22 protein-coding genes and 1 tRNA gene are annotated in these 24,550 nt (G+C 68.5%); 19 read left to right on the forward strand and 4 right to left on the reverse strand.

From position 1 onward, the window contains the following. The first annotated feature begins 47 nt into the window (after positions 1 to 47). From AC04ME_RS04505 to AC04ME_RS04520, 4 genes are all read left to right on the forward strand, one after another. Positions 48 to 1,217, forward strand: coding sequence for an ROK family transcriptional regulator (locus tag AC04ME_RS04505; RefSeq protein WP_042537082.1), 1,170 nt, complete (start codon positions 48 to 50; stop codon positions 1,215 to 1,217). A gap of 88 nt (positions 1,218 to 1,305) precedes the next feature. Continuing rightward, positions 1,306 to 2,169 (forward strand): AraC family transcriptional regulator, encoded by an 864-nt coding sequence (locus tag AC04ME_RS04510; protein WP_475433748.1) that lies wholly within the window; start codon positions 1,306 to 1,308, stop codon positions 2,167 to 2,169. A gap of 109 nt (positions 2,170 to 2,278) precedes the next feature. Further along, the gene (locus tag AC04ME_RS04515) at positions 2,279 to 2,911 is read left to right on the forward strand and encodes a GyrI-like domain-containing protein (protein ID WP_475123433.1); all 633 of its coding nucleotides are present in this window, start codon (positions 2,279 to 2,281) and stop codon (positions 2,909 to 2,911) included. Positions 2,912 to 2,976: 65 nt separating this feature from the next. Beyond that, positions 2,977 to 3,774, forward strand: coding sequence for a DUF1206 domain-containing protein (locus AC04ME_RS04520; protein ID WP_042537090.1), 798 nt, complete (start codon positions 2,977 to 2,979; stop codon positions 3,772 to 3,774). A 9-nt stretch (positions 3,775 to 3,783) separates the two neighbouring features. Here AC04ME_RS04520 and AC04ME_RS04525 read toward each other — a convergent pair whose 3' ends face one another. Further along, complete coding sequence (locus AC04ME_RS04525) at positions 3,784 to 4,431, reverse strand: LysE family translocator (protein WP_475433751.1); 648 nt, start codon at positions 4,429 to 4,431, stop codon at positions 3,784 to 3,786. 212 nt (positions 4,432 to 4,643) lie between these two features. Between AC04ME_RS04525 and AC04ME_RS04530 the strand changes: the two genes are divergently transcribed. The 5 genes from AC04ME_RS04530 to AC04ME_RS04550 all read left to right on the forward strand — a co-directional run bounded on the left by AC04ME_RS04530 (position 4,644) and on the right by AC04ME_RS04550 (position 12,530). Beyond that, complete coding sequence (locus AC04ME_RS04530; RefSeq protein ID WP_475433753.1) at positions 4,644 to 7,169, forward strand: prealbumin-like fold domain-containing protein; 2,526 nt, start codon at positions 4,644 to 4,646, stop codon at positions 7,167 to 7,169. Between the two features lie 67 nt (positions 7,170 to 7,236). Beyond that, complete coding sequence (locus AC04ME_RS04535; protein WP_228385647.1) at positions 7,237 to 8,718, forward strand: SpaH/EbpB family LPXTG-anchored major pilin; 1,482 nt, start codon at positions 7,237 to 7,239, stop codon at positions 8,716 to 8,718. Positions 8,719 to 8,819: 101 nt separating this feature from the next. After that, positions 8,820 to 9,782, forward strand: a complete 963-nt coding sequence (locus AC04ME_RS04540) for a class C sortase (protein WP_475433755.1) — start codon at positions 8,820 to 8,822, stop codon at positions 9,780 to 9,782. A 92-nt stretch (positions 9,783 to 9,874) separates the two neighbouring features. Continuing rightward, positions 9,875 to 10,372 (forward strand): hypothetical protein, encoded by a 498-nt coding sequence (locus AC04ME_RS04545; protein ID WP_042537097.1) that lies wholly within the window; start codon positions 9,875 to 9,877, stop codon positions 10,370 to 10,372. A 259-nt stretch (positions 10,373 to 10,631) separates the two neighbouring features. Then, positions 10,632 to 12,530 (forward strand): sigma-70 family RNA polymerase sigma factor, encoded by a 1,899-nt coding sequence (locus AC04ME_RS04550; RefSeq protein ID WP_475433757.1) that lies wholly within the window; start codon positions 10,632 to 10,634, stop codon positions 12,528 to 12,530. Between the two features lie 4 nt (positions 12,531 to 12,534). Here AC04ME_RS04550 and AC04ME_RS04555 read toward each other — a convergent pair whose 3' ends face one another. Next, positions 12,535 to 14,124 carry a PucR family transcriptional regulator gene (locus AC04ME_RS04555; RefSeq protein ID WP_475433759.1) on the reverse strand — a complete coding sequence of 530 codons (1,590 nt, stop codon included), beginning with the start codon at positions 14,122 to 14,124 and terminating at the stop codon, positions 12,535 to 12,537. Positions 14,125 to 14,278: 154 nt separating this feature from the next. Here AC04ME_RS04555 and AC04ME_RS04560 point away from each other — a divergent pair, with 154 nt between their 5' ends. From AC04ME_RS04560 to AC04ME_RS04595, 8 genes are all read left to right on the forward strand, one after another. Beyond that, on the forward strand, positions 14,279 to 16,174 hold the full coding sequence (locus AC04ME_RS04560) for a sigma-70 family RNA polymerase sigma factor (protein WP_475433761.1): 1,896 nt from the start codon (positions 14,279 to 14,281) through the stop codon (positions 16,172 to 16,174). A 58-nt stretch (positions 16,175 to 16,232) separates the two neighbouring features. Beyond that, positions 16,233 to 17,555 carry an aminotransferase class V-fold PLP-dependent enzyme gene (locus tag AC04ME_RS04565; RefSeq protein ID WP_475433763.1) on the forward strand — a complete coding sequence of 441 codons (1,323 nt, stop codon included), beginning with the start codon at positions 16,233 to 16,235 and terminating at the stop codon, positions 17,553 to 17,555. After that, positions 17,552 to 17,986: a Fe-S cluster assembly sulfur transfer protein SufU gene (sufU, locus tag AC04ME_RS04570; protein ID WP_042537106.1), complete on the forward strand. Its 435-nt coding sequence runs from the start codon at positions 17,552 to 17,554 to the stop codon at positions 17,984 to 17,986. The genes AC04ME_RS04565 and sufU overlap by 4 nt, the downstream gene beginning before the upstream one ends. Positions 17,987 to 18,018: 32 nt before the next feature. Then, on the forward strand, positions 18,019 to 18,963 hold the full coding sequence (locus tag AC04ME_RS04575; protein ID WP_475433766.1) for a GNAT family N-acetyltransferase: 945 nt from the start codon (positions 18,019 to 18,021) through the stop codon (positions 18,961 to 18,963). Between the two features lie 57 nt (positions 18,964 to 19,020). Further along, the gene (locus tag AC04ME_RS04580; protein WP_475433768.1) at positions 19,021 to 19,662 is read left to right on the forward strand and encodes an NADPH-dependent F420 reductase; all 642 of its coding nucleotides are present in this window, start codon (positions 19,021 to 19,023) and stop codon (positions 19,660 to 19,662) included. Between the two features lie 183 nt (positions 19,663 to 19,845). After that, complete coding sequence (locus AC04ME_RS04585) at positions 19,846 to 20,463, forward strand: GntR family transcriptional regulator (RefSeq protein ID WP_237049535.1); 618 nt, start codon at positions 19,846 to 19,848, stop codon at positions 20,461 to 20,463. A gap of 116 nt (positions 20,464 to 20,579) precedes the next feature. Then, a complete protein-coding gene (locus AC04ME_RS04590) occupies positions 20,580 to 20,825 on the forward strand; it encodes a hypothetical protein (RefSeq protein ID WP_475433770.1) in 246 nt (81 codons plus the stop codon). Positions 20,826 to 20,835: 10 nt separating this feature from the next. Then, on the forward strand, positions 20,836 to 21,699 hold the full coding sequence (locus AC04ME_RS04595) for a hypothetical protein (protein ID WP_475433772.1): 864 nt from the start codon (positions 20,836 to 20,838) through the stop codon (positions 21,697 to 21,699). Between the two features lies 1 nt (position 21,700). On the opposite strand, the gene AC04ME_RS04600 is transcribed toward AC04ME_RS04595, so the two are convergent. After that, entirely contained in the window at positions 21,701 to 22,540 is an 840-nt protein-coding gene (locus tag AC04ME_RS04600; RefSeq protein ID WP_475433774.1) for an SDR family NAD(P)-dependent oxidoreductase, read from the reverse strand. Between the two features lie 128 nt (positions 22,541 to 22,668). Here AC04ME_RS04600 and AC04ME_RS04605 point away from each other — a divergent pair, with 128 nt between their 5' ends. Beyond that, positions 22,669 to 23,250, forward strand: coding sequence for an asparagine synthase (locus tag AC04ME_RS04605; RefSeq protein WP_079112258.1), 582 nt, complete (start codon positions 22,669 to 22,671; stop codon positions 23,248 to 23,250). A gap of 66 nt (positions 23,251 to 23,316) precedes the next feature. Then, positions 23,317 to 23,389, forward strand: a tRNA-Arg gene (locus tag AC04ME_RS04610). Between the two features lie 68 nt (positions 23,390 to 23,457). Here AC04ME_RS04610 and AC04ME_RS04615 read toward each other — a convergent pair. Continuing rightward, a complete protein-coding gene (locus AC04ME_RS04615; RefSeq protein ID WP_228385649.1) occupies positions 23,458 to 24,504 on the reverse strand; it encodes a LacI family DNA-binding transcriptional regulator in 1,047 nt (348 codons plus the stop codon). Positions 24,505 to 24,550 lie beyond the last annotated feature (46 nt).

A 24,550-nucleotide genomic window follows, 5' to 3' on the forward strand; every position in this document is an offset into this window, starting at 1 on the left:
CAACATATCTCATGACAGGGGGCGCGTCCACCCCCTACAGTGAAGGGATGCCGTCGCAGTCGAGCCCCGCGCTGGGCACCCGCCCCCACAATCTCTCCCTCATCCTGCGGCTCGTGCACGAGAACGGCGCCCAGTCGAGAGCAGCTCTCACCGAGCAGACGGGGCTCAACCGCTCGACGATCGCCGACCTCGTCGCAGAGCTCGTCAGACGGGGGCTCGTCGACGAGCGGGTCCCGGACGTCGCCGGTCGCGTGGGTCGACCGTCGCCGGTCGTGACTGCCTCTGCTCGCATCGTCGCCATCGCGGTGAACCCGGAGGTCGATGCGATCGAGATCGCTGCGGTCGGCCTCGACCGCAGCATCCTCGTGCGCGAACGCCTGCCGAACGAGACGGTGCCGACACCCGGAGTCGTCGCGGCGACGATCGCCGAGCGCATCGCCGCATGGCGCGAGGGGCCGCTCGCCGATACGCGGATCGCGGCCATCGGCGTCGCCGTGCCCGGTCTCGTGCGCGCCTCCGACGGGGTCGTGCGCAACGCGCCGCATCTGGGCTGGACCGACGTGCCGCTCGCCGACCTCGTCTCCGCGGCCACGTCGTCTGCCGCCTTCGTCGACAATGATGCGACGCTCGGGGCCATCGCCGAGCACCGCTACGGCGCCGGCCGCGGCATCGACGACGTCGTCTACCTGAACGGAGGTGCGTCGGGCATCGGCGGCGGCCTGATCGTCAACGGCAAGCCGGTCGCCGGCGCGGGCGGATACGCGGGGGAGTTCGGCCAGAACAGGCCGCGGATCTCTGCAGACGCGGATCGCCGCACCGCCGATGGCGTGCTCGAGGCCGAGGTGAGTCGCCGTCTGCTGCTCGACGCGGTGGGCCTCGATACGGCGGATGACGAGACGCTCGACGCCGAGCTCTCGGAATCCGGATCGGCGGTGGTGGCTGATGAGATCACGCGTCAGGCGCGTGTGCTCGCGGGGGCGCTGGCCAACGCCGTCAACGTGCTCAACCCCGCTCTCGTCGTGCTCGGAGGGTTCCTCGCGACGATCGCCGATCTGAGGGCGACGCAGATCGCGGACGACGTGCGAGCGCTGGCGATGCCGGAGAGCGCGGAGACGCTCGAGATCCGTCCTGCCGCTCTCGGCGCCGACAGGCTGCTGATCGGCGCGGCCGAACTGGCCCTCGCCGACCTGCTCGCGGATCCGGGGGAGCGCAGCTGACCTCGCGAGGCGACTGATCGGATCCGACGCGGAAAGTCGGGTCGCGGCACACCCTCGGATCGCACGATGGTGAGGAAAGGAGGACCTCATGATCGGAACGCTCAACGCACTGGTCGATCTCGTCGAGGCCGACGCCGCAGACGAGATCGACGTCGCCGGGTTCGCTCGTGTCCACGGGACGACGGAGTACCACCTGCGGCGGATGTTCTCGGCTCTGGCCGGGATGCCGCTGTCGGAGTATGTCCGCCGCCGCCGGATGACGCTCGCCGGAGCAGAACTCGCCGCCGGCGCCCCGAACGTGCTCGATGTCGCGGTGAGACACGGCTACGGCTCGAACGAGGCGTTCGGCCGCGCGTTCCGCGCCGTGCACGGGATCAGTCCGGTCGACGCGCGCCGCGACGGGGGTCCTCTCCGCACACAACCCACGCTCCGGTTCCGCCTGAGCGTCGAAGGGAGCACCCAGATGGACGTCACCATCACCACCACCCCCGAGCTCGTGCTCGTCGGCCACGCCGCGCGAGTGCCGCTCATCCACGAGGGCGCGAATCCGCACATCCAGGCGCACATCGCCTCGATCGCACCCGAAGAGCATCTCAGGCTGAAGGCGATGAGCGACGCGGAGCCCGGCGGAATCCTCGCCGTCACCGGTGATGTCGCACCGGACGCGCCGGAGGGGACGGAGCTCACCTATCTGCATGGCGTCTCCGTGTCTGCATCCACCGTGGTTCCCGACGACCTCGACGCCATCCGGGTCGAGGCGGGCGCGTGGGCGGTCTTCTCCGCGTCAGGTCCGTTCCCTGAGACCCTGCAGACCCTCTGGGCGGCCACGGCGACCGAGTGGTTCCCGTCGAACCCCTGGCGGCTGCGCCCTGGTCCGTCGATCGTGCGGTACCTCGAGTTCACCGGCTCGCACGCGTCGTGCGAGCTCTGGCTGGCGGTCGAGCCGGCGTGACGCGACTCGGGTGGGCGGCACGTACTGTCGCGCCGCCCACCCGATGTCTGCGGCCCGTGCGACACTGTGGCGACGGTCGGATGCCGATGCCGCCGTGAGAGGACCCGCGATGGCGCTCGATCCCAAGAAGACCCTCGACGCCTATCGGGCGAAGCGCGGTGAGTTCCGCATCCTCGAGGTGCCCCCGATGCAGTACCTGATGGTCGACGGCGCGGGCGACCCGAACAGCGCCCAGGCGTATCAGGATGCGGTGTCCGCCCTCTTCCCCGTCGCCTACACGCTCAAGTTCGCGAGCAGGGAACAGCTCGGGATCGACACGGTCGTGATGCCTCTCGAGGGGCAGTGGCACGCACCCGACATGGAGTCGTTCACATCGCGCCGCGACAAGTCGGCGTGGGAATGGACGCTCATGATCATGGTGTCGGAGCACGTCACCCGCGAGATGTTCGATCGCGCGGTCGACACGGTCGAGGAGAAGCTCGCGAGGAAGAAGCAGGCATCTCCCGCGCTGCGGTCCGTGCGGCTCGAGACGCTCGACGAGGGACTGTGCGTGCAGACCCTTCACGTCGGCTCATACGACGATGAGGCCCCGGTGCTCGACGAGCTGCACCACCGGTTCATCCCCGAGAACGGTCTGGCCATGACGGGGCTGCACCACGAGGTCTACCTCAGCGATGTCAGGCGCGTCGATCCGTCGAAGCTCCGGACGATCCTGCGCCAGCCCGTGGAGCGCACCGGCTGACGAGTGTCGAGCGCGCTCCGCGCAACCCCTCCGGCGTTCTTCGTGGCGGGGGATATCCTGCTCGGATGACCTCAGCGAAGGGTGCCGCGCGCACCGCGCAGCGATCCGATGCCTTCCGACGGGTGGCGCGGGCAGGTTTCGTCGTGGTCGGTCTCGTGCACATCATCATCGGGGCGATCGCCGTCTCCATCGCCACAGGCGGCGGCGGCGACGCCGACCAGGACGGAGCGATGGAGCAGATCCGCTCGACCCCCGTCGGCGGGCTGGTTCTCGGGCTGGTCGCGGTGGCGCTGGTCGCCCTTGCCGTGTGGCAGATCGCCAGCGGGCTCCTCGCCCGCGGCAAGGAGCCCCGCAAGTGGGGGATGAGGATCAAGCTGATCGGCATCGCGGGCGCGTACCTCGTGATCGCCGGCCTTGCGCTGATCTTCGCCTTCGGAGGGCACGTCGAGTCCGAGACGACGCTGCGCGCCCTCAGCGCGGTGATCCTCGGTGCTCCCGGCGGGATCGTGCTGCTCATCATCATCGGGCTCACCGTGGCGGGTGTGGGTGTCGGGTTCATCGTCATCGGCTTCACCAGGGGCTTCGAGAAGACGATGGATGTTCCGGAGGGGCCCTCGCGGCCCGGGATCATCGCCCTCGGCATCGCGGGCTACATCGCCAAGGGCATCGCGATCACCGTGACTGGCTTGCTGTTCGTCGTCGCGGCGTGGACGCAGGACCCCGAGAAGGCTGCCGGCCTGGATGGAGCCCTGCGGAGTCTGATCGACCTGCCCCAGGGCCGCGCGATCCTCTGGCTCGTCGGGGTCGGACTCGCGATCTACGGCATCTTCTCGATGGTCCGCGCGCGCTTCGCACGGATGTGACGCTGCGCCTCAGCCGTTAGCGGGCTTCTCGCTCCACAGCAGCAGGAACGCGCCGAGGCCGATCATGAGCCCACCTCCGGTGGCGCCCATGGCCTCGACGCGGCGAGGAGATCGACCGAACCACTCACGGGCGCCGCTGGCGAGCAGCACCCAGATCGCATCACAGGCGACACCGATCGCGACGACGATCGCGCCGAGCACGAACAGCTGCATCGGCACCGACCCCGCGTGCAGGTCGACGAACTGCGGGAGGATCGCCAGGAAGAAGGCGATCGACTTGGGGTTGGTGACGCCGACGACGAAACCCTCGACGAGCAGCCGCACGCCTGATCGCCTCGCCACCGGCCCGGTCATCGTGGCCGCGGAGTCCTTGCGATGCCTGATGGCCTGGATGCCGAGGAACACCAGGTAGCCGGCGCCGAGCACCTTCACGATCGTGAAGAGCACGATCGACTGCGCCACCACCGTGCCCACCCCCAGCGCGACGCCGACGACCAGCACGATCGACCCGAGCGCCGTGCCCAGGATGCTGAGGAACCCGCCGAGCCGCCCCAGGGCCATCGCTCTGCCGATCGTGAAGAGCACCGTCGGCCCGGGGATCACGACCATCACGAACGCGGCCACGACGAAGGTCGCAAGGGTCTCGGCGCTGAACATGCTGCGAGCTTAGGGCAGGCCCGCGGAGACCCTCGAAAAGTTTTTTCTCGCGCCCGTCATAAAAACTCCGCATCCAGGTCTGGGTATGTGACAGGCAGCTTCTGCTTCCTGTTCGCACTGGGGACACACACGACTTTTCGGGGACAAGGCATGCGCCTCTCCTGCTCGCCGTACGTGGCGGACGGGATCGGCGCGCCGGGATTGGGACATTCATGAGCATTCGCTCGCACCACCGCACGACGGAGCGGTCATCACGCTCCGGAGTCGCGCCTCGCCGACGGGCGATGACGCGGCTGCTCGGCGTGCTCGCCATCGCCGGCGTGCTCGTCGCCGGCGCGACTCTCGCCCCCAACAGCGGCATCACGGCCGCGGCGACGGTGCCTGGCACTCCTGGCACCCCGCAGCCGGGCACGCCCGTGTACACCGAGAACTTCTCGAACCAGAACGCGTCGCTCCTGCCGATCAGCATCCTGAACTACACGGGTGGCGCGGCCGCGGCCAACTCGACGTACACCGCCTCGACTCAGTACACGCCCGCCGGCAACCAGTGCAACGGATGGGTCATGAGCAGCGTGACCCCGACGGCGCCCGTCACCGATCTCGGCTGCCTCAACAACCCGACCACGACCTGGCCCACGCTTCAGCAGATGGCGGCGGCACTGGGCACAGCGCAAGGGCAGACGGCGGCTCAGGCCGCGACGAACCAGGTGCTCACCTCGTACACCAACGCGACGAACGGCGTCATCGCCGCCGGTACGCAGTTCCGCACGGTCAACACCATCCCCGCGGTCGCCGGACACTACTACGCCGTGTCGGCGTACTTCGCCGCGGTCAACTGCCCCGCCGCCGGTGGTGCGAACCAGCCCAAGGAGACGTTCAGCCTGATCGTCAACGGCAACCCGATCGTGCTCAGCACGGGTCTGAACCCCTGCACGAACAACACCTTCTGGGGCACGCAGACCGCGAAGCTGCAGTCTGCTGCCTATCAGGTGCCCGTCGGAACCACGGCCAACCTCGGCCTGACGCTGTTCAACGCGACCGCCACGGGTTCGGGCAACGACGTCGCCTTCGACCTGCCGCAGATCGTCGATGTGACTCCTCAGCTCGACAAGGCGTTCAGCCCGACGGTGATCACGAACGGCTCGACCTCGAAGATGACGCTCACGGTCACGAACACGAGCGACCTCATGGCCAAGAACGACTGGTTCATCACCGACGCGCTGCCGGTGAACCTCAAGATCGCGGCGGCGCCGAACGTCGGCGGAACCTGCGTCCAGCGCGCCGGTGCGGCCTATGCGGTCACGGCACCCGCAGGCGGAACCTCGGTGTCGGTCACCGGCGGCGACCTCGCCTTGGGCCAGGCCTCGTGCACGATCACGGTCGACGTCACCTCGACGGTCAACGGCACCTACATCAACGGCCCGGCCAACATCACGACGAACCTGAACCCGCCGGCCGACGCCTCGCTCGAGGTCATCCAGCCGTCGATCGACATCGTCAAGAGCATCACCGCCGTGAACGGGGTCGCCGTGACCAGCGACACCGACCCCGACAAGGTGTACACCAAGGTCGGCGACGTCATCACCTACTCCTTCGTGGCGACCAACACGACTCCCAAGGCACCGACCAACACGACACTCAACACCAACCTGACGAATGTGCGCATCACCGAGGACGCGTTCTCCGGTGTCGGTGACATGAGCGCCCTGACCTGCGTTCCGCCGCAGGGCTCCACGCTCGCCAGCGGCGCCAAGATGACCTGCACGGCCACCTACGTGGTGCAGCAGGGCGACATCGACAACGCACCGCTGACGAACGTCGCACGCGCCACCGGAACTCCGGCCGTCGGCCCCACCGTGACCGACACGGACGACGAGATCATCCCGGCCACATGGACGCCCGAGATCGTGCTCGACAAGACGGCCTCGGTCGTCGACGTCGACCAGGACGGCGTGACCGGGCTCGGCGATCACATCATGTACGCGTTCGACGTCACCAACACCGGCAACGTCACGGTCGCGAACATCACGGTGGTCGACGACCGGCTGACGCAGCGCAACATCACCGTGACGTGCACGCCCACGACCATCGCGCCCACTCAGGTCTCGCACTGCATCGCGAATGCGCCGTACGTCATCGGACAGGCCGATGTCGACGCGAAGAAGGTCATCAACACGGCCTACTCCACGGGAACCGACCCCAAGGGCGGCCCGGTGCGCTCGAACAACGACAGCACCGAGACGCCGATCGAGCCGTTCCGCATCCCGTTGCAGATCGAGAAGGTCGGCGAGGCATCCGCGAACACGTGGGTGCGCATGGACGGCTCCTCGTTCGCCGTGCTCGCCGACGCGAACGGCGAGCCGGGCACCGCGCTGCCGTTCACGATCGACGGCATCGAGACGGGACTGTTCCAGATCGACAGCATCCCCGCCGGCACGTACTGGCTGAGCGAGCTGACGGCACCAGACGGATTCAGCCTGCTCGCAGCGCCGGTGAAGTTCACCATCAACCCCGACCGCACCGTGAGCATCACGGCAGGCGGCGACGCGGCGGTGACCGCCACAGGCCAGATCATCACGGTGCGCGATGTTCCGGCGATGAGCCTTCCGACCACCGGGGGGACGGGCGCGCTGCCCTACATCCTCGCCGGTTCCCTGACCGTGTTCGGCGCGGGCGCGCTGGCCCTCTGGGTCCGCAGACGTAGTGCACGTGCCGACGCCGATGACCCGCAGATCTGATCTGCACTTCTCACCGACCACCATCTGTACACCACCAGGGCGACCTGGCCACCGAGAGAGAGACACAGTGAACACTCCCAACAACGGACGCGGATCCCGCGTCGCGGCAGGTCTGCTCGTCGCAGGCGTCGCCGCGCTGACCCTCGCAGCACCCGCAAGCGCTGCGACACCGAACCTCGTCGACCCGGATGCTGTCGGTTCGCTGACGATCCACAAGTTCGAGGCGCCTGAGACGCCGACCGGCCTGCCGAACGACGGCACCGAGCAGAACGTCGCACTGGCACCGCTGCCCGGCGTGGGCTTCACGGTCTACAAGGTCGACACGATCGATCTGACGAGCAACCAGGGCTGGATCGACGCGAACGATCTCGCCGACCTCGACCCCGACAGCGTCGCCGACATCACCGCTGCCGGCTACACGGCCAGCGCGGTCGGCGGTCAGACGCTGACCGACGCGAACGGCGAGATCGCTCTGGCGAACCTCGACCTGGGTCTGTACTTCGTGGTGGAGACCGCACCGCTGGCGGGCTCGACCGGTGTGGCGCCGTTCCTCGTGACCGTGCCGTTGACCGATCCGGCCGATGACAGCAGCTGGCTGTACGACGTGCACGTCTACCCTAAGAACGCCCTGACCGAGGCGACCAAGACCGTCGAGGACTCGGAAGACGTCAAGCTCGGCGACGAGATCGACTTCACCATCACGGGTGACATCCCCAATGTCGCCGTCATCGACGGCTACAAGATCGTCGACACGCTCGACGACAAGCTCGACTACGTCAGCGCCGCTGTCTCGCTCGTCGACGGAACCCCGCTCGCCGCGGGCGACTACACGATCGTGCACGACGCCGCGACCAACGCGGTCACGGTCGAGTTCACCGCGTCGGGCCTCGCAGTGCTCGCTGCTCACCCCGCGACGCAGGTGCAGGTCGTCGTCACGACCGAGGTCAACACGGTCGGCGAGATCGCCAACACGGCAGTGCTCTACCCGAACGCCGGTTCGTACACGGTTCTGCCCGGTGAGCCCGGCGGACCCACGGTCACCCCTGAGGTCATCACCAAGTGGGGCGACATCACGGTCGAGAAGACGGACAAGGCCGGCGCACCGCTCACCGGCGCCGTGTTCTCGGTGTACCCGACCGAGCAGGACGCGATCGACGGCACCAACGCCATCGCCCTCGCCGGCTCGACGGAGTTCGCGGTCGCCGCTGACGGCACCGTGACCATCTCGGGTCTGCGCTACTCCGACTGGGCGGACAACGCCACGGTGGCAGTGGGCGAAGACGGCTACCAGTCGTACTGGCTCGCCGAGATCGTCGCACCCGACGGATTCGAGCTGCTCGCGGCTCCGATCGAGTTCACCGTCACCGCAGCCACCACGGCCGTGGGCGTCGACCTCGAGGTCGTCAACGTTCCCTCTAACGCCGGCTTCACCCTGCCGCTGACCGGTGGCACCGGCACGACCCTGTTCCTCGCCGGTGGCGTCATGCTGCTCGGTGGAGCGGTCCTCCTAGCCATCCGCAGCCGCCGCAAGGCCGCAGCACAGGCGTAACCCGAAGACCGGCCGTGCGGGGGAGGTGAAGACATTCCTTCCCCCGCACGGCCCACTCGTCTTCACCTTCTTCTTCCCCTTCTTCGATCAGAGAGCGCAGCATGACCCTCATCGACGCGTCCACACCGGATTCTCCGACGCGACCCTCCACGCGTGCCACCGCGCACAAGGCGCGGTGGGGATGGAGCCAGTCGATCGTCATGCTCATCGCGACCATCGGCATCGTGGTGCTCGTCTATCCGACCGCAGCCTCGTGGTTCTCCGCGTGGAGTCACGACACCGATGTCGACGGCTACGTGCAGTCCGTCGAGCAGATTCCCGATGCGGCCGTCGACGAGATGCTCGCCGCGGCCGACGAGTACAACGAGAACCTGCCGACCGGACCGCTGCGTGACCCCTATGCACTCGGCGCTGACGGTCAGCAGACAGCGATCGGGGAGGGCGCGTCGGCATACTTCGACACCCTGAGCGCCGACGGAACAGACACGATGGCACGGATCCGCATTCCGAGCATCCACGTCGACCTGCCGATCTTCCATGGCACCGACGAAGAGACACTGTCGCGCGGGATCGGGCACCTTTACGGATCGTCCCTCCCCGTGGGCGGCTCGGGCACCCACTCGGTGCTCACCGGGCACAACGGCTTCGTGCAGGCAACCCTCTTCGACGACATCGACGAACTCGTCGAGGGCGACATCATCGTCGTCAGCACCCTGGGCCGAGACCTCTACTACGAGGTCGACCAGACGAAGACCGTTCTTCCGAACGATGCCGAGGATCTGCGCCAGGTCGTCGGCAAGGACTACCTGACGCTCGTCACCTGCACGCCCACGGGCGTCAACACCCACCGTCTTCTGGTGCGCGCCGAGCGCATCGACGCTCCCACCGAGGAATCCTCCGTCACCACGATCGCGGATACGACCGACCCGGCGGGATTCCCGTGGTGGGCACTGCTCGTCGTCGGGGTCCCGGTGCTCACTTTCATCGTCGTCATGCCCCGGCGCGGGCGCAAGAACCGCAGCGGCCGACGAGCCACGCATCGTGCCGCTGAATCCGACTCATGACAGTCGACATGACAGTGGACCGCACCGACTCGAACCGAGGAGCTTCCGGTGGGACTGTTCCGAGTCGCCGGCCGCGGCGACGATTCGGTCTGTTGTTCGCGAGCATCGTGCTCGTCGGACTCGGGATGTCCTTCCTCTCGGCATCCGTGTTCGCCCCCGATCTCGTGGACAAGGTGACCGGTGACGTCAAGGTCTCGGTGCTCAAGCAGTTCCATCAGATCTTCGCCCCCGACGAGCTGCCGACGATCCGGCTCGGGGGTGAGGGCGGGATGGTCGAACTCGACCACTGCGACGGCACGTTCACCGAGATGGTCAGCTATCGGATAGACGACGTGCTTCCGCTCTTCGCCGCCCACAACAACTGCGGAGGCGACGTGATTCTCGGGTGGGATCTCGGTCAGCGCGTCATGGTCGAGGGCTCTGACGTCGTCTACGAGGTCGTCGAGGAGAGGCACACTCCGAAGTGGTCGAACGTCGAGGCGCTCGTCGGCATGACGGGCGAGTTCATGGTGCAGACCTGCTTCTACGGCGAGAACAGGATGCGCTTTCTGTCGCTCGCACCCGTGGGCCCGGCGGGGAGCGTCGACTGATGTGCCTTTCGTCGAAGAACTCCGGTGGGCCCCGTCATGTTTTCCGGTCATATCGGTCTTGTAGGTATGGCCATCGGCCGCGCGTCGGGTTCCCGGCCGACGCCCGCACGGCAGAGATCGACCGCTCCCCGGCCGAACCCTCTCCCCGCGGAATCGACCCCTACGAGGGTCCGAGGGACGAGGCATCCCCACTGCCTCGTCCCTCATTCGTCTCCGGCGCTCCCCGTGAGGCGCCGGTCCTGACAGCATCCGGAGCAGCATGAATCTCGGCACGCACATCGATGGTGAAGACGACATCCCGGGTGAACCATCCGATGCTCAGATCATCGAGGCCGTGCGCGGTGGGGACATCGGTGACTTCGCGCTTCTCTGGCGCAGGCACGTCGAATCGGCTCGGCGTGCAGCCAGGGCGATCTCGCCGTCGTCGGATCCCGACGATCTCGTGAGCGAGGCCTTCGCGTCGATCCTCCGGGTGACGAAGGCGGGCGGTGGACCGAGCGACGCCTTCCGGCCCTATCTTCTCGCCACGTTGCGCAACACCGCCGCCCGCTGGGCTCGGAACGGGACCGCGCTCTCGATCGACCTGGTGTCAGAGCGCGACCTGTCAGCGGAGGACGGCGACGCCTTCGAGCGCATCGCCGAGCGGTCCAGCATCGCCGCGGTGTTCGGCACGCTGTCGGCGAGGCACCGGACCCTGCTCTGGTATCTCGAGGTCGAGGGGATGAAGCCGAGAGAACTCGCGCCCCTGATGGGAATGACCTCGAACGCGGTCTCCGCCCTGGCCGCACGGGCACGCGACAGCTTCCGTCGAGCCTGGCTGGAGGCGCACATCCACGACCCCTCCCGGTCGGAGGAGTGCCGGTGGTTCTGCGAGCGCGTGGTGGCCAGGCGAGAGCGCTCGATGGGTGCCGGCGACGCGGACCGCTTCAGCGAGCACATGAACACGTGCGGCGGATGCCGGATCGTCGCTGCGGAGATCGACACCGTGTCGCAGCGGCTGCGTTCGATCCTGCCCGCGGCACTGCTCGGCGGCGCGGCGGCGGCGATCTACACAGGCGATGGGACGGCAGAGGCCCACGTCATGGGGGCGGCCTCGTCGGTCGGGTCAGCCGGGGCGTTCGGGACGGACGGTGGGGCATCGTTCGGCGCCGGCACTCCTGCCGCCGCGCACGGAGCAGCATCGGCGGTTCCGGCCGGAGGCCTCGCGGCGCTGGCGGCCACCGCTGTCGTCGTCGTCGGCGCTGTCATCTTCACCGGCAGCGTGCTGACTCTGTCCGCCGGGGATTCCGACCGCACCGAACTCCCTTCGTCATCGTCTGAGGTGACGATCGGGGGTGAGGCCGGTCCGGTTCTCGAAGAGCTGCCCCACCCTGTGGTCCTGCCGCCTGCGGCCGAACCGACGCCCGAGGCGCAGCCGGCACCGGAGCACGAGCCGGCGCCCGCATCGGAGTCGATGTCGGATTCGACGGAGAGCGATCCGCGTGAGAGCTCGGCACGAGTCACGGAGGAAGGCCACCCGCTGGTTCCGGGCAGCGATGGCACTCCGGTTCCGTCGACGGTCGCGCCCGAGACGACGGGGCCGACCGAGGGCAGCGCGGAGGCATCACCTCCCGTCGACGCACCGGAGTTTCGCATCACGCAGCCGATCGCGCAGAACTCCTTGATCCCGGATCTGCTGGAGGGGATCGGCACTCCCGGCGCGATCATCACGGCCGTCGACGAGAACGGTGTGGTGCTGCATAAGGCGATCGTCGATGAGTTCGGCGCGTTCGTGCTCGACGTCTCGGGCGAAGAGACTCACCAGGGCATGACGCTCAGTGTGGGGCAGCAGGACGCCGTGACCGGAGTCACCGAGTGGGCGGAGGACATCGGGCCGCTGACCTTCGCGACACCGACCATCGCGCCCGCCGACCCAGACACCTGCCCCGGGGTCTCTCTCGGCGCTGTGAGCTGCCTGCATCTGCGCGCCGAGCCGGATACGTGGGTCGAGCTGCTCGATGGTCAGGGGCGGTCGCGCATGGTGTGGCTTCCGGCCGCAGCTCGCGACGGGATCGTCATCCGCTCCGGGGCCGATGAGCCGTTCGTCGCCGCCCGATACGTCGACCCGACGACGAAGCGCGCCGGCGTGACCATCCTGCTGCCGGCGGCCATCGAATGAGCGCTCAGTCCGTTGTGCGCGAGTCGGCTGACAGACGGAGCCAGAGCCAGAGCCGAGTGTCGGGCGAATCGAGATCGATCCCCAGCTCGGTGCGCACGACATCGAGCCGGTACCGTACGGTGTTCTGGTGAACGTGCAGCGCATTCGCCGTCTCGCGGACGCTGCCGAGCTGGTCGAGGTAGACGCGCACGGTGCGCGTCAGATCGGTGCCCTGCGCCGCGTCATGTGCGGCGAGGATGCTCGCCGCATCGCCGACCGCGGCGTCGAGGCCCTCGATGAGATCGCCGACCTGCAGGATGGCGAGGCGATTGCGCATCTCGTCGAAGGTCGCGACAAGGGCGTGACGGTCTCTGTCATGGCGCGGCGAACTCATGAGCGCGCCGGCGACGGCTCCGGCCTCGCGGTACGAACGAGCGATGCCGTTGATGTCGTTCGCACGCCTGCCGATGCCTGCGATCAGCGCGTTGTCGACGCGGACCATCGCCTGGGTGAAGGTCTCGGCCGCTGCCTGGTGAGGGCCGGGGATGAGCGTCACGACCTGGGAGCCCACGATCGCGCTGTGCGAACCCGGGAACGCGGCGCTGGACACGCTGATCGCCAGATGGAGCACGCGGTGCAATCCACGCACAGCCTCGACCTCGTCGAAGGTGTTCACCCGCAGGCACACGACGGTGCAACCGGCCTCGGGTCGGAGGAGCAGCTGCGAGGCCGCGCCGCGGGCATGCCGACGGTCCTCGAGAAGCGTTCGGAGAAGCCCGGAGGTGCGCTGGTCGCGGTCGCCCGCGTCCTCGCGTGCGCGCAGCAGATGCTGGGCGACGATCGGCTCCATCTCCTGCAGCAGATCTCGGGTGTGGGCGGCGTGCGACGGGTCGACCTGGATCACCCAGAGAGAGCCGAGCAGTTCTCCCGACGCTCTGACGGCGATCCCGACCCGGCCGAACAGGTCGGTGCTCGAGGGGAAGTGCCGCGCCTCGGTGACACGGAGCAGCGATCGGTAGCGGGAGTCGGACGTGATCGAGATGTCCTCCTGCAGCAGGAGAGTGGTGCGTCGTCGTGCGTCGTCGATCGGCTGCTCGCTGTGCGTGGAGTACCCCACGACCTGGCCCGCGGAGTCGACGATGCTGACCGCTCCGCCTGCCAGGGTGGCGACCGCGTCGGCAAGACCGAAGAGATCACCCAGCCGCACGCCGGTGACCTGCCCGATCGAGTGAGCACCCAGCAGCGACCGCAGGACGTTCGCGAGCTGCGCCCAGTCTCCTTCGCCGTGGCGGAGCACGGCGAGGGCGGGGTGCTGATCGGTCGACGTCCAGTCCCGAGGATCGTCGTCCATGGGGGCACGCAGCACGAGAGCGGCCGCCCCGGCGTCGGCCAGCTCGGCTATGAGCGCCGTCACGTGACTCGATGCGACGCCGGCACCGAGCACGATCCGGTCGATGTACGCGGGGGCCGGTGTCGACGGATCGTAGAACTCCACTCCGGCGAACGTCCTCGAGTCGAAGCGGGCGCTTCGGGCAGCCGTGAAGAGCCGCCCGCCACTGACCCGCAGAGCGTCTCGCAACGTCGGATCTGCGGGGTGAACCTCGGAGGCTGCCATGGAACCTTCTCTACTCGACGCGGAGAACCTTCATACGAATCTACATACCGGTCAGATCGCTGGATCGCAAGGCTGGTAGTGAGAAATCGAAAGGGAACCCAGTGAACAACCCGCCCGTTGCTCCTGACTCGATGCGCGCCCCCGGGGCCACGCCGTGAGCGCCTCGACTGTGCGCGAGCGACGCATGCGGACCGCCTCCGAGGTGAGCGACGACGAGCTCGTGCTCGCCACCCGCGCGGGGGACAGCAGGGCGTTCGGCGTGCTCTGGGATCGTCATTCGCCGGCCGCACTTCGCGCCGCGCGTTCGATCACGAGCTCCATCGATCCGGAGGACCTCGTCAGCGAGGCATTCGCCAAGACTTTCAGCGCGATCCGCAACGGCGGCGGTCCGACCGACGCCTTCCGGCCCTACATCTTCGCTGCCGTGCGCAGTGCCGCGGCCACCTGGGGAGGCAAGCAGAAGGACGTCGTCGCGCTCGAGTACATCGACGAGCTGCCGGTCGAGCACACCGACGACTCGCTCGACCTGCTGTCAGACAAGGCGCTGCTGACAGCGGCGTTCAAGGATCTCCCCGAGCGATGGCGCACCCTGCTCTGGTACCTCGAGGTCGAGGGCATGAAGCCGCGAGAGATCGCACCGCTCATGGGCATGACCCCGAACGCCGTCTCGGTGCTGGCAGCGCGGGCGAGGGAGGGGTTCAAGCTCGCATGGCTGCAGGCGCACATCGCAGAATCCGGACGCGACCCCGAATGTCGGTGGACGTGTGAGCGCATCGTGGCGCAGGGTCGCAAGCGCCATGTGGCGCGCGCCGACCGCGCGCGCTTCGACGCGCACCTCGAACGCTGCACACGATGCACGATGGCCAGTGCCGAGATCGAGCGGGCTTCGTCGAAGCTGCGGGCCGTGCTGCTGCCCGTGGTCATCGGCGGACCTGCAGCGGCGGCCTATTCGGCCGGATCGCCGGCGCCCGCCATGGCGGCTTCGATGACGGGCTGGATGCCCCGAGGAACGTCGCAGTGGCTCGTGGTCGGCGGATCTGTCGCCGCGGCGACGGCGGTCGTCGCGGTCGCGGCGGTCGCCACGCAGCTGGCGCCGGTCGGATCCCCGGATGCCGACGAGTCGTCCGCACTCGTCGTCGCGTCGCCGGCTCCGATCGAATCGCCCGCATCGGCTGTGGCTCCGGCACCGGTCGATTCCCCGGCACCGGTCGAATCTCCGGCACCGACCGAACCTCCGATCGAGGCGGAGCCTCCTGTCGAACCGCAGCCGCCCGCGTCGGTCCCTGAGCCGCAGCCCGATCGCGAGGCCGTCGAGGACCCGATCGCCGTGCCCCCGGCGCCCGCGGACACCACCGAGCCTTCGACACCGGGGGACGTGCGCACCCCACCCCCGGTACGACCGCCGTCGGCCCCCGCGCAACACCCTCCGGTCGTCGAGCCTCCCGTCGTGGACCCGCCGGTGGTGGAGCCTCCGGTGGTGGACCCTCCCGTCGATCCGCCCGTGACGATCTCCTGGAGCATCCTGCCGACCACGGCCGTTCCGCCGGTGATCACCGGCACCGGGACGCCGGGTGCAGCCGTCGAGATCGTCGATGAGACGGGCCGCGTGATCGCCACGACGGTCGTCACTGCGGACGGAACGTTCTCGGTTCGTCCCGACATCGAGTTCCTTCATCAGGGCATCTCGATCTCGATGCGGCAGACCTCGCCGACCACGGGCGAGCAGACGGCGAGCGAGCCGACCGGACCGGTGTACTTCCCCGTCCCGGGACTGGGTGAGGACTCGGACGGGGTCATCTCGCGCACGGATTCCGACGGCGACGGGAGGCGCGATGACCTCGCGCTCGATGTTCGGGGCAACGCCGGGTCGACGGCATCCGTATCCGTCGACGGGGGTCCTGCGTCGACCGTGGTGCTCACGGGCGCGTCGACCATCGTGTCGTTCGTCGATATCCGGCCGGGACTCCATCGGGTCACGCTGCGCTATGTCGACCCGGCGACGGGGACGTTCGGGTTCGCAGATACCGACCACATCCTCGTGGTGCCCTGACCGACTCCTCTGCGCGAAGGGGCGCCCCGCAGGGTGCGCCAGATGAGAAGCTAGAAGGATGAGCCTTTCCCGCGAATCCGACGTGATCGCCCCATCGGGAGGTGGCGCTCTGACCGATGCGGAGGTGCGGCGCCTCCGTGAGGACTTCCCGATCCTGCGCGCCGAGGTCAACGGACATCCCCTGACGTATCTGGATTCGGGTGCCACCTCGCAGCGTCCCCTCGCCGTGCTCGACGCCGAACGCGAGTTCGCCTCGACGCTGAACGCCGCCGTGCATCGCGGTGCACACACCCTCGCCGCCGAGGCGACGGAGGTTTTCGAGGATGCCCGCGCGACCGTGGCGCGGTTCGTGGGCGCCGACGAGGGCGAGATCGTCTGGACGTCGAACGCCACCGAGGCGCTCAACCTCGTCGCCTATTCGATCTCGAACGCGTCGCTGGGACGCGGGGGAGCGGCTGCAGAGCGTCTTCGGCTGCGTGCGGGCGACGAGATCGTCACCACCGAGATGGAGCACCACGCGAATCTCATCCCGTGGCAGGAGCTCGCGGCACGTGCGGGCGCAACCCTGCGGGTGATCCCGCTCGATGACGACGGGGCCCTCCGACTCGATGCCGCCGCCGACCTCATCACCGGACGCACGAAGCTCGTCGCGTTCACACACGTGTCGAACGTGCTCGGCGTGATCAACCCCGTCGAGCAGCTCGTCGCCATGGCCCGCGCGGTCGGCGCGATGGTCGTGCTCGACGCCTGCCAGTCGGCTCCTCATCTGCCGCTCGACGTGCGCGCGCTCGATGTCGACTTCGCCGTGCTGTCGGGTCACAAGATGCTCGGCCCCACCGGTATCGGCGCGCTCTACGGTCGGCGCGAGCTGCTCGAAGCCATGCCGCCGTTCCTCACGGGCGGTTCGATGATCACGACGGTCACCACCGCGGAGGCCGCCTATCTGCCGCCGCCCCAGCGCTTCGAGGCCGGCACCCAGCGGGTCTCGCAGGCGGTCGCGCTCGCCGCGGCGATCGACTACCTGACCGCGGTGGGCATGCCGCGCATCGCCGCGCACGAGGCCGCCTTCGGCAGACGACTCGTCGAGGGGCTCACAGCTATAGACGGGGTGCGCGTGCTCGGCGCCGGCATCGACCTGCCGCGCGTCGGGCTCGCGAGCTTCGACGTGGACGGCATCCACTCGCACGACGTGGGCCAATTCCTCGACGATCGCGGCATCGCCGTGCGGGTGGGGCACCACTGCGCGCAGCCGCTGCATCGTCGTCTCGGCATCACCTCGTCGACGAGGGCCAGCACCTATCTGTACACGACCCAGGCCGAGATCGATGCAGTGCTCGACGGCGTCCAGGGCGCGATCGACTTCTTCCGGAGGGGCGCATGAGCGACCTGCAGAACCTGTATCAGGAACTCATCCTCGACCACTCCCGCACCCCGCACGGGTTCGGGCTGCGCGGCGAGATCGCCGCGCAGTCGCACCAGGTGAATCCGACCTGCGGTGACGAGGTCACCCTGCAGGTGCATCGCGCCGACGACGGCAGCATCGAGGCGCTCGCGTGGGAGGGCCACGGTTGCGCCATCTCGCAGGCCTCCGCGTCCCTGCTCGCCGAACTCGCCGAGGGGCTCACGGTCGACGAGCTCGAGATCCGCATCGCCGCGTTCCGCGAGGCGATGCGCTCGCGAGGCAAGATCGAACCGGATGAGGAGCTGCTCGGCGACGCCGCCGCCCTCGGGGGCGTCTCGCGCTATGTGGCGCGAGTGAAATGCGCCATGCTGGCGTGGGTCGCCGTGGAGGACGCACTCCACAAGGCATGAGCCTCGGCGGCCATGCGGTGCAGGATGGAATCATGCCTCTTGACCTGACCCCGCTCAGCGCAGACCACTTCGACGACTGGCTCGAGGCCACCAGAGCGCGGCTCGTGACGCTTCGGCAGGAGTCGGGGATGTCCGTCGGCGAGGATGCCGGCTCGCACGTCGATGCCGTCCTGGGTGACCTGCTCTCGGCCGGCCACGAGACCGAGACCTCGCTCATCCTCACGATCGATGAAGAGGGCACCCGCATCGGCACGGTGTGGCTCGCCGCGAACAGCGGGGTGCTGATCATCGTCGATCTCGCGTTCGCGATCGATCCGACCGCGCGACAGCTCGACGAGCTGCTCGACGAGCTCCGGTCTTTGGCACGCAGGCAGCACGTCGGTCGCCTCAGCATCGCGTTGCACTCCTCCGACACCGCGGGCAGAGCCTTCGTCGAGGGACGAGGTTTCGAGGTCGCGTCGATCCAGATGCTTCTCGAACCTCTCCCGTCTCGCGCGCCTCGCGCGCCCGGTGGCCTTGTCGTGACACCGATGACGCCCGAGCGATTCACGAGCTTCGCCGCGGCATCCGAAGCGGCCTTCGCCGAGGATCTGGTGTCTTCCGGCCGGTATTCGGCGGAGGATGCGGTGGTCGAGTCGCACCGGCAGATGGAGCTCGAACTTCCCGAGGGCATCGATTCGGAGGGGCAGGAGCTCTTCACGGCCCACGTCGACGGCGCCGAGGTCGGGGTGCTGTGGATCGGGGTGCGCCGCCGGGGTGGGCGTCCGCATGCGTTCATCCTCGACATCGAGATCGCGTCCGAGCAACGTCGCAAGGGCTACGGTCGCGACCTCATGCTCGCGGCTGAGCATGAGGCGGCACGGCTGGGAGCAGACTCGATCGGGCTGCATGTCTTCGGCTTCAACACCTCGGCGATCACGCTCTACGAGAGCCTCGGCTACCGCCGGATCGAGGAGCGGTTCCTGCTCACGGTGTGATCGGCGACACGCGGCGTCATGGGGGAATAGCAGGGCCGCGCACACGTTGGCCCGAGCATGACTACTCTCGGAATCATCGGTGCAGGACACATCGGCAGCCAGGTCGCACGCGTCGCCGTGGCCCACGGCTATGACGTCGTGATCGCGAACTCGCGCGGACCGGAGACCCTCGCGGGCCTCGTCGCGGAGCTGGGCGATCGGGCGACGGCCGCGACTGCTGCCGACGCCGCCGCCGCGGGCGACGTCGTGGTCGTCACGGTGCCGCTCGGCAAGATCGACCAGCTGCCCGTCGAGCAGCTCGCCGGCAAGATCGTGCTCGACACGAACAACTACTACTTCGAGCGCGACGGGCACATCGACGCCCTCGACCGGGGCGAGACGACCACGTCGGAGCTTCTGCAGGCGCAGCTGCCGACCTCGCGCATCGCGAAGGCGTTCAACCACATCCTCGCGGCCGACATCACGACCGACGGGTCGCCGGCGGGCACGCCCGATCGACGCGCGCTCGCCACGGCCGGTGATGATGCCGAGGCCGTCGCCTTCGTCACCCGCTTCTACGATGAGGCCGGCTTCGACACGGTCAACGTCGGATCCCTCAGCGAGTCCTGGCGCGTGGAGCGCGGCCGGCCGGCGTACGTCGTGCGACAGAACGCCGACGAGCTGACGGCGAACCTCGCGATCGCCAACCGTCTGCCCTGACGTGAGGGGAGAGGGGAGGGATGCCGGCGGCATCTGCTCCCCTCTCATGTCAGCCGTCCGACGAGGCACGGAACGGTAACATATGCGTTCCGTTGGGATACCAAACTTGTCGGACGGATCGGCGAGTGCGATAATTCCGGCATGGTGGGGGTGGGGACTACCGGCGAACTCGAGTCGGTGAGGGTGACGCGCGTTCTGCGCGACGACATCGTGCTCGGTCGACGCGCCCCCGGATCCCGGCTCATCGAACGCGACATCGCTGCGGAGCTCAACGTGTCGAGGCTGCCCGTGCGCGAGGCGATCCGCACGCTCGTCGGCGAGGGAGTGGTCGTCGCCCGACCACGCAGTTGGGCAGTGGTGCGGGAGTTCACGCATGATGACATCCGGGACTTCGGAGAGGTCCGAGAGGCGATCGAGACGCTGATCTTCGTCTTCGCCGCTGAGCGCCACACCGACGAGGGGATCGCGCGGCTTCGGGCGGCCTACGAGCGCGAGTTCGCCGCCGCATCCGCCGACGAGGTCGAAGCCGCCCGCATAGCGGCGGGCGAGTTCCACGAGATCGCCGCCGAGCTCGCCGGCAACGAGATGCTCGGCGAACTCATCGCCGTCTTCGTCACGCGCCTGCGCTGGCTGTTCGGACAGCACGACGATCTGCTCGGAATGGCCGAGGAGCACCGCCTCATTCTCGACGCTGTCGCAGCGCGTGACACCGACACCCTCCGCTGGATGATCCCCCGGCACCTCGCCAGCGGTCAGGAAGCCGCAGAACGGCGCCTGAGCGATCAGGCGTACTCGATCTGAGCGTCCGGTCTGTCCCGCCCCGCGCTGAGCGCGCAGTGGTCTGGAGAGTGCTTCCCGGCGAGGATATATTGGCCGTACGGAATCGTTCCGGAAGTCGTCGTGTCCTGGGGAGCGATATGAGAGGCGTCGCCGTCGTCGCCGGTGGGCTGCTGCTCCTCGGTGGAACGGTGCTCATCGCGGTTGCCGATCAGCAGCGCGTGGATGCACTCGCCGAGGCGAGGGCTGCCGTCGTGCAGGCCGAAGAGCGGCTCGACGCCGCTCACGAGGTGAACTTGCGCCTCGCAGGGCAGCTGACCACGCTGCGCACGGCCATCGCCGAACAGGAGACGCTGCTCTCCGACACCTCGGGTCTGCTGCCATGAGGGGAACTCTGTGATCCGACGGGTCCTCTCTGTCGCCATGGTCGCCGCGCTGATGCTGGGTGCGGGCGTCGTCGCTCGCGCCGTCGCTCTCGACGAGGACAGGGCGACCGTGATCGCCGAGCTGCAGTCGCTTGCAGAGTCGACTCGCACGGCGCAGATGCGCACCGACCATCTCGAAGGGTCGATCGCGATCGCCGAGAAGGACACCGCTGCGCGCGCCGCCGTGCTCGAGGTACGGCCGGCGTTCGTCACTGAGATCACCGCGCTGAGAGTGGCGATGGAGGGAGCAGACGGCAAGATCGACACCTCGGCGCACCGGGCGGCCGCGATGTCAGCGCAGGAGTCCGTCCTCGCCGAGCGGAAGAACCCGGCCACGGTCATCGCCGCCACCGCCACCGTGCATGCGCTCATCGACAGGGTGGGGCAGGACATCGGCAGCTGGGAGGCGGCGCAGTACGCGGCGCCGTCGGGCCCGGCCTGGTCGTCGAGCGGGCCGGATGGATTCGCGCGGGTGCGCGCCGCCCTCGACCGGGTCGGAGGAGGAGGCGTCGGCCTCTACGAATCGGCCTCATGTGCGGGAGGCACCGCGCCGGCGTGCGCGAACAGCAGTGGCTACATCAAGTACCGCGCCGACATCGTGGACTGGAGCGTCGACCGGCTGAACTGGGCGATGGCGCACGAGCTGGCCCACATCTATCAGTTCCGGGTCTGGGGCGCCCTGACCTCGTCGGACGTCTACTACTCGTCCTTCGGCGGAGACCCCGAGTTCCTCGCCAACTGCATGGCGGTCGTGCGCGGCTACCCCGGGTCCATCGGGTGCGACAGCGAGCAGCAGTCGTGGGCGTCGGGGATCTGGGTCGGCGCGATCCGCTGAGTCAGGCGATCGGGGTGGTCGTGTCGATGGCCTCGCGCAGAGGGCCGCGCATGACCCGCCAGTAGCCCGTCGGTGCGAGGCGTGCGAGAACATCGATCAGCCGCGCCTCCCTGCCGACCATCGTCCGCGCGCGGCGACGCTCTGTCGCCTGCACGATCAGCGCGGCGGCATCCGTCGGCTCGGTGTGATACATCGCTGCCTGCGCCGCTGCGGCGCGCGCGGCGACCGCCGGATCGATCGCGGCCGCATATCTTCCGTGCAGGATGATGCCCGTGCGCACGCCGGCGGGGTAGACCGCACCGACCGTCACCGAGGTGCCCTCGAGTTCGTGTCGCAGCGCCTCGGAGAACCCGCGCACCGCGAACTTGCTCAGGGAGTACGGGATGCGTCCGGCGGGCGCGGCCAGCGCGTACACGCTCGCAAGGTGCGAGATGTGCGCAGCGGGTGCCGCACGCAGGGCGGGCAGCAGCGCCTTCGTGATCGACACCGTTCCCCAGAGGTTCACATCGGTCAGCCAGCGCATCTCCTCCATGGTCAGCTGTTCGAGATCTCCGAGCATCGACGAGCCCGCGCATGTGATCAGAGCGTTCACGCGCGGATGCGCTGCGGTGATCTCGTCGGCCGCGGCGAAGACGGCGTCGTCGTCGCGCAGATCGACGACGTGCGTGGTGACGGTGGAACCCCCGAGTTCGGCGGCGAGGGCCGCGAGCCCCTCGGCGTTGTGGTCGATGAGCGCCAGATGCACGCGCCGGCGCGCGAGCAGGCGGGCGATGGCGGCGCCCATCCCACTCGCAGCGCCGGTGATGACCGTCGTGCTTCCGGTGAGCGTGAGACGCTTCATTGCACCCCTCCTGGCGGCGATCGGAGGAGCAGCCGGTCGCGGAGCAGGTCGCGGAGACCCGATTCCGATCCATTCTGGCCCACTGCAACCGAGAGCGATACCGGTACGCTCGAAGCAAGGAGGTAGCGGTGGGACGAACTGCAGATGCCATCGCAGAAGGCGTCGCGATCGCGACCGCTGCGGCGCGCCTCGCCGTGAAGAATCACATCCTCATCGGCACGATCGCCGAGAACGGCGTCTTCGACACGGACAAGTACATCGCCGATGCGCGCGAAGCGCTGCGGGCGATGGCTGAGGAGTCCGAAGAGGTCGAGCGCAACATGACCGAGTTGCGCAAGCGCGCTCGCGGGCGTCACTCCGACCCCTCGGGCACCCATGACTACCGGGACCGCGACGTGCGCAACCTGCGTCGGCGGGCCAAGCAGTCGCACGGGGTCGCGACCAAGCTGCGCGACATGATGGAAGACGAGGCCGCGTTGCGCGTCATCGTCGAAGAGGCCCGCGAGGGCGCCTGGGCCGATGTGCGGCACAACCTCGATCGTCGACTGCGTGTCGAGGGCATGAGGCCCGATCAGGATCCCGATTACGAACGGATGCGCGAGGCGCGGATGCAGGCGCTGCGCCTCGTCGATCTGCAGGCTCTGTCGTCTCTGCAGCGCGCGAAGGCCAAGCGCAAGAAGAAGCAGAACACGCCCGACAGTGACGAGTGAGCCCTCGTTTCGCTTTCGTGTCGCGTCTGTTGTAGGCTGTTCTACGGCCCGCTGAGCGGTCCAGGAGCGCCCGTAGCTCAATGGATAGAGCATCTGACTACGGATCAGAAGGTTAGGGGTTCGAGTCCCTTCGGGCGCACATCACAGAAACCCCCGTCGCGAAAGCGGCGGGGGTTTTGCGTTGCGTGCCGGGCGAGAGCGCTCGGGTCAGTCCCGACGCCACATCTCGCCGAGGGTGGACGTGCGGGGGAGAAGGCGCGGTTCCAGGGTCACGCTCCGTGCCCGAGCCCCCGGGTGTGCGATGCGCTCCAGCAGAAGGTCGGCGGCGACGGCACCCATCTCCTCACCGGGCTGGCTCACGGTGCTGATCGGGATCGCGCTCTCGGATGCGAAGTGGTTGTTGTCGTAGCCCGTGATCGCGATGTCGCCCGGCACCGAGAATCCGGGCACCTCGTTGAGGATCTGGATCAGTCCGATCGCCACGAGGTCGGATGCCGCGACGATGGCGTCATAGGTGCCCGCACCGCGTGCGAGGATCTGCCGCCCGGCATCCCGGCCGTGTCGGATGTTGACGCCCCGGGTCTCGAGGATCTCGATGGTCGCCTCGGGGTGGGCGGCCGTGGCCTGCTCCGCCCCTTCCCAGCGCTGGTTGACCGCTGTCAGGAACCTCGGTCCGCCGACGAACAGCAGCCGCCGGCGGCCCAGGGCGATCAGGTGCGACGCGGCCAGTGCGCCTCCGTGGCGCTCGTCCACGGTGACTCCGGGGTAGGCGAGCGAGGGTGACTCGAAGTTGACCAGGACGGTCGGGGTGGTGCGGTTCTCCGGATGCGGCGACTTCGCGAGCGCCGTGTCGAGAGGGGCGAGGATGATGCCGGCCACCCGCGAACGATCGAGGAGCTCGAGGTTGTGCACCTCGCGGTCGGGGTCGACGTCCGAGTTGACGATCAGGACGTCCATCTTGTGGCGGCGCAGCGCACGCTCGGCTCCACGGGCGATGTCGACGAAGAACGAGTTGCCGAGGTCGGCGAGCACCAGGCCGACCGACGTGCTGTTGCCCGCGGCGAGCGAACGTGCGGCGTCGTTGCGGACGAACCCGAGCTCGGCGATGGAGGAGAGCACCTTGCGCCGCGTGGCTTCGCGCACCTTCTCGGGGTTGTTGAGGGTGTTCGAGACCGTGCCGAGCGCGACACCGGCGTGGGCCGCGACGTCCGCCATGCTGGGCTTCGATCGCCCGGAAGGGGGAGTGTCGGTCACGTCTTCCTCCTCGGCATCCTCGCCATGACCTGGCTTATCAACTCTA

Source organism: Microbacterium sp. LjRoot205, assembly GCF_056175745.1.

Coding starts and splice junctions, on each gene's coding strand:
- AC04ME_RS04530 (WP_475433753.1), top strand. CDS start 4,644: ATGAGCATTCGCTCGCACCACCGCACGACGGAGCGGTCATCACGCTCC.
- AC04ME_RS04540 (WP_475433755.1), top strand. CDS start 8,820: ATGACCCTCATCGACGCGTCCACACCGGATTCTCCGACGCGACCCTCC.
- AC04ME_RS04510 (WP_475433748.1), top strand. CDS start 1,306: ATGATCGGAACGCTCAACGCACTGGTCGATCTCGTCGAGGCCGACGCC.
- AC04ME_RS04600 (WP_475433774.1), bottom strand. CDS start 22,540: ATGAAGCGTCTCACGCTCACCGGAAGCACGACGGTCATCACCGGCGCT.
- AC04ME_RS04580 (WP_475433768.1), top strand. CDS start 19,021: ATGACTACTCTCGGAATCATCGGTGCAGGACACATCGGCAGCCAGGTC.
- sufU (WP_042537106.1), top strand. CDS start 17,552: ATGAGCGACCTGCAGAACCTGTATCAGGAACTCATCCTCGACCACTCC.
- AC04ME_RS04555 (WP_475433759.1), bottom strand. CDS start 14,124: ATGGCAGCCTCCGAGGTTCACCCCGCAGATCCGACGTTGCGAGACGCT.
- AC04ME_RS04525 (WP_475433751.1), bottom strand. CDS start 4,431: ATGTTCAGCGCCGAGACCCTTGCGACCTTCGTCGTGGCCGCGTTCGTG.
- AC04ME_RS04505 (WP_042537082.1), top strand. CDS start 48: ATGCCGTCGCAGTCGAGCCCCGCGCTGGGCACCCGCCCCCACAATCTC.
- AC04ME_RS04550 (WP_475433757.1), top strand. CDS start 10,632: ATGAATCTCGGCACGCACATCGATGGTGAAGACGACATCCCGGGTGAA.
- AC04ME_RS04520 (WP_042537090.1), top strand. CDS start 2,977: ATGACCTCAGCGAAGGGTGCCGCGCGCACCGCGCAGCGATCCGATGCC.
- AC04ME_RS04565 (WP_475433763.1), top strand. CDS start 16,233: ATGAGCCTTTCCCGCGAATCCGACGTGATCGCCCCATCGGGAGGTGGC.
- AC04ME_RS04575 (WP_475433766.1), top strand. CDS start 18,019: ATGCCTCTTGACCTGACCCCGCTCAGCGCAGACCACTTCGACGACTGG.
- AC04ME_RS04590 (WP_475433770.1), top strand. CDS start 20,580: ATGAGAGGCGTCGCCGTCGTCGCCGGTGGGCTGCTGCTCCTCGGTGGA.
- AC04ME_RS04515 (WP_475123433.1), top strand. CDS start 2,279: ATGGCGCTCGATCCCAAGAAGACCCTCGACGCCTATCGGGCGAAGCGC.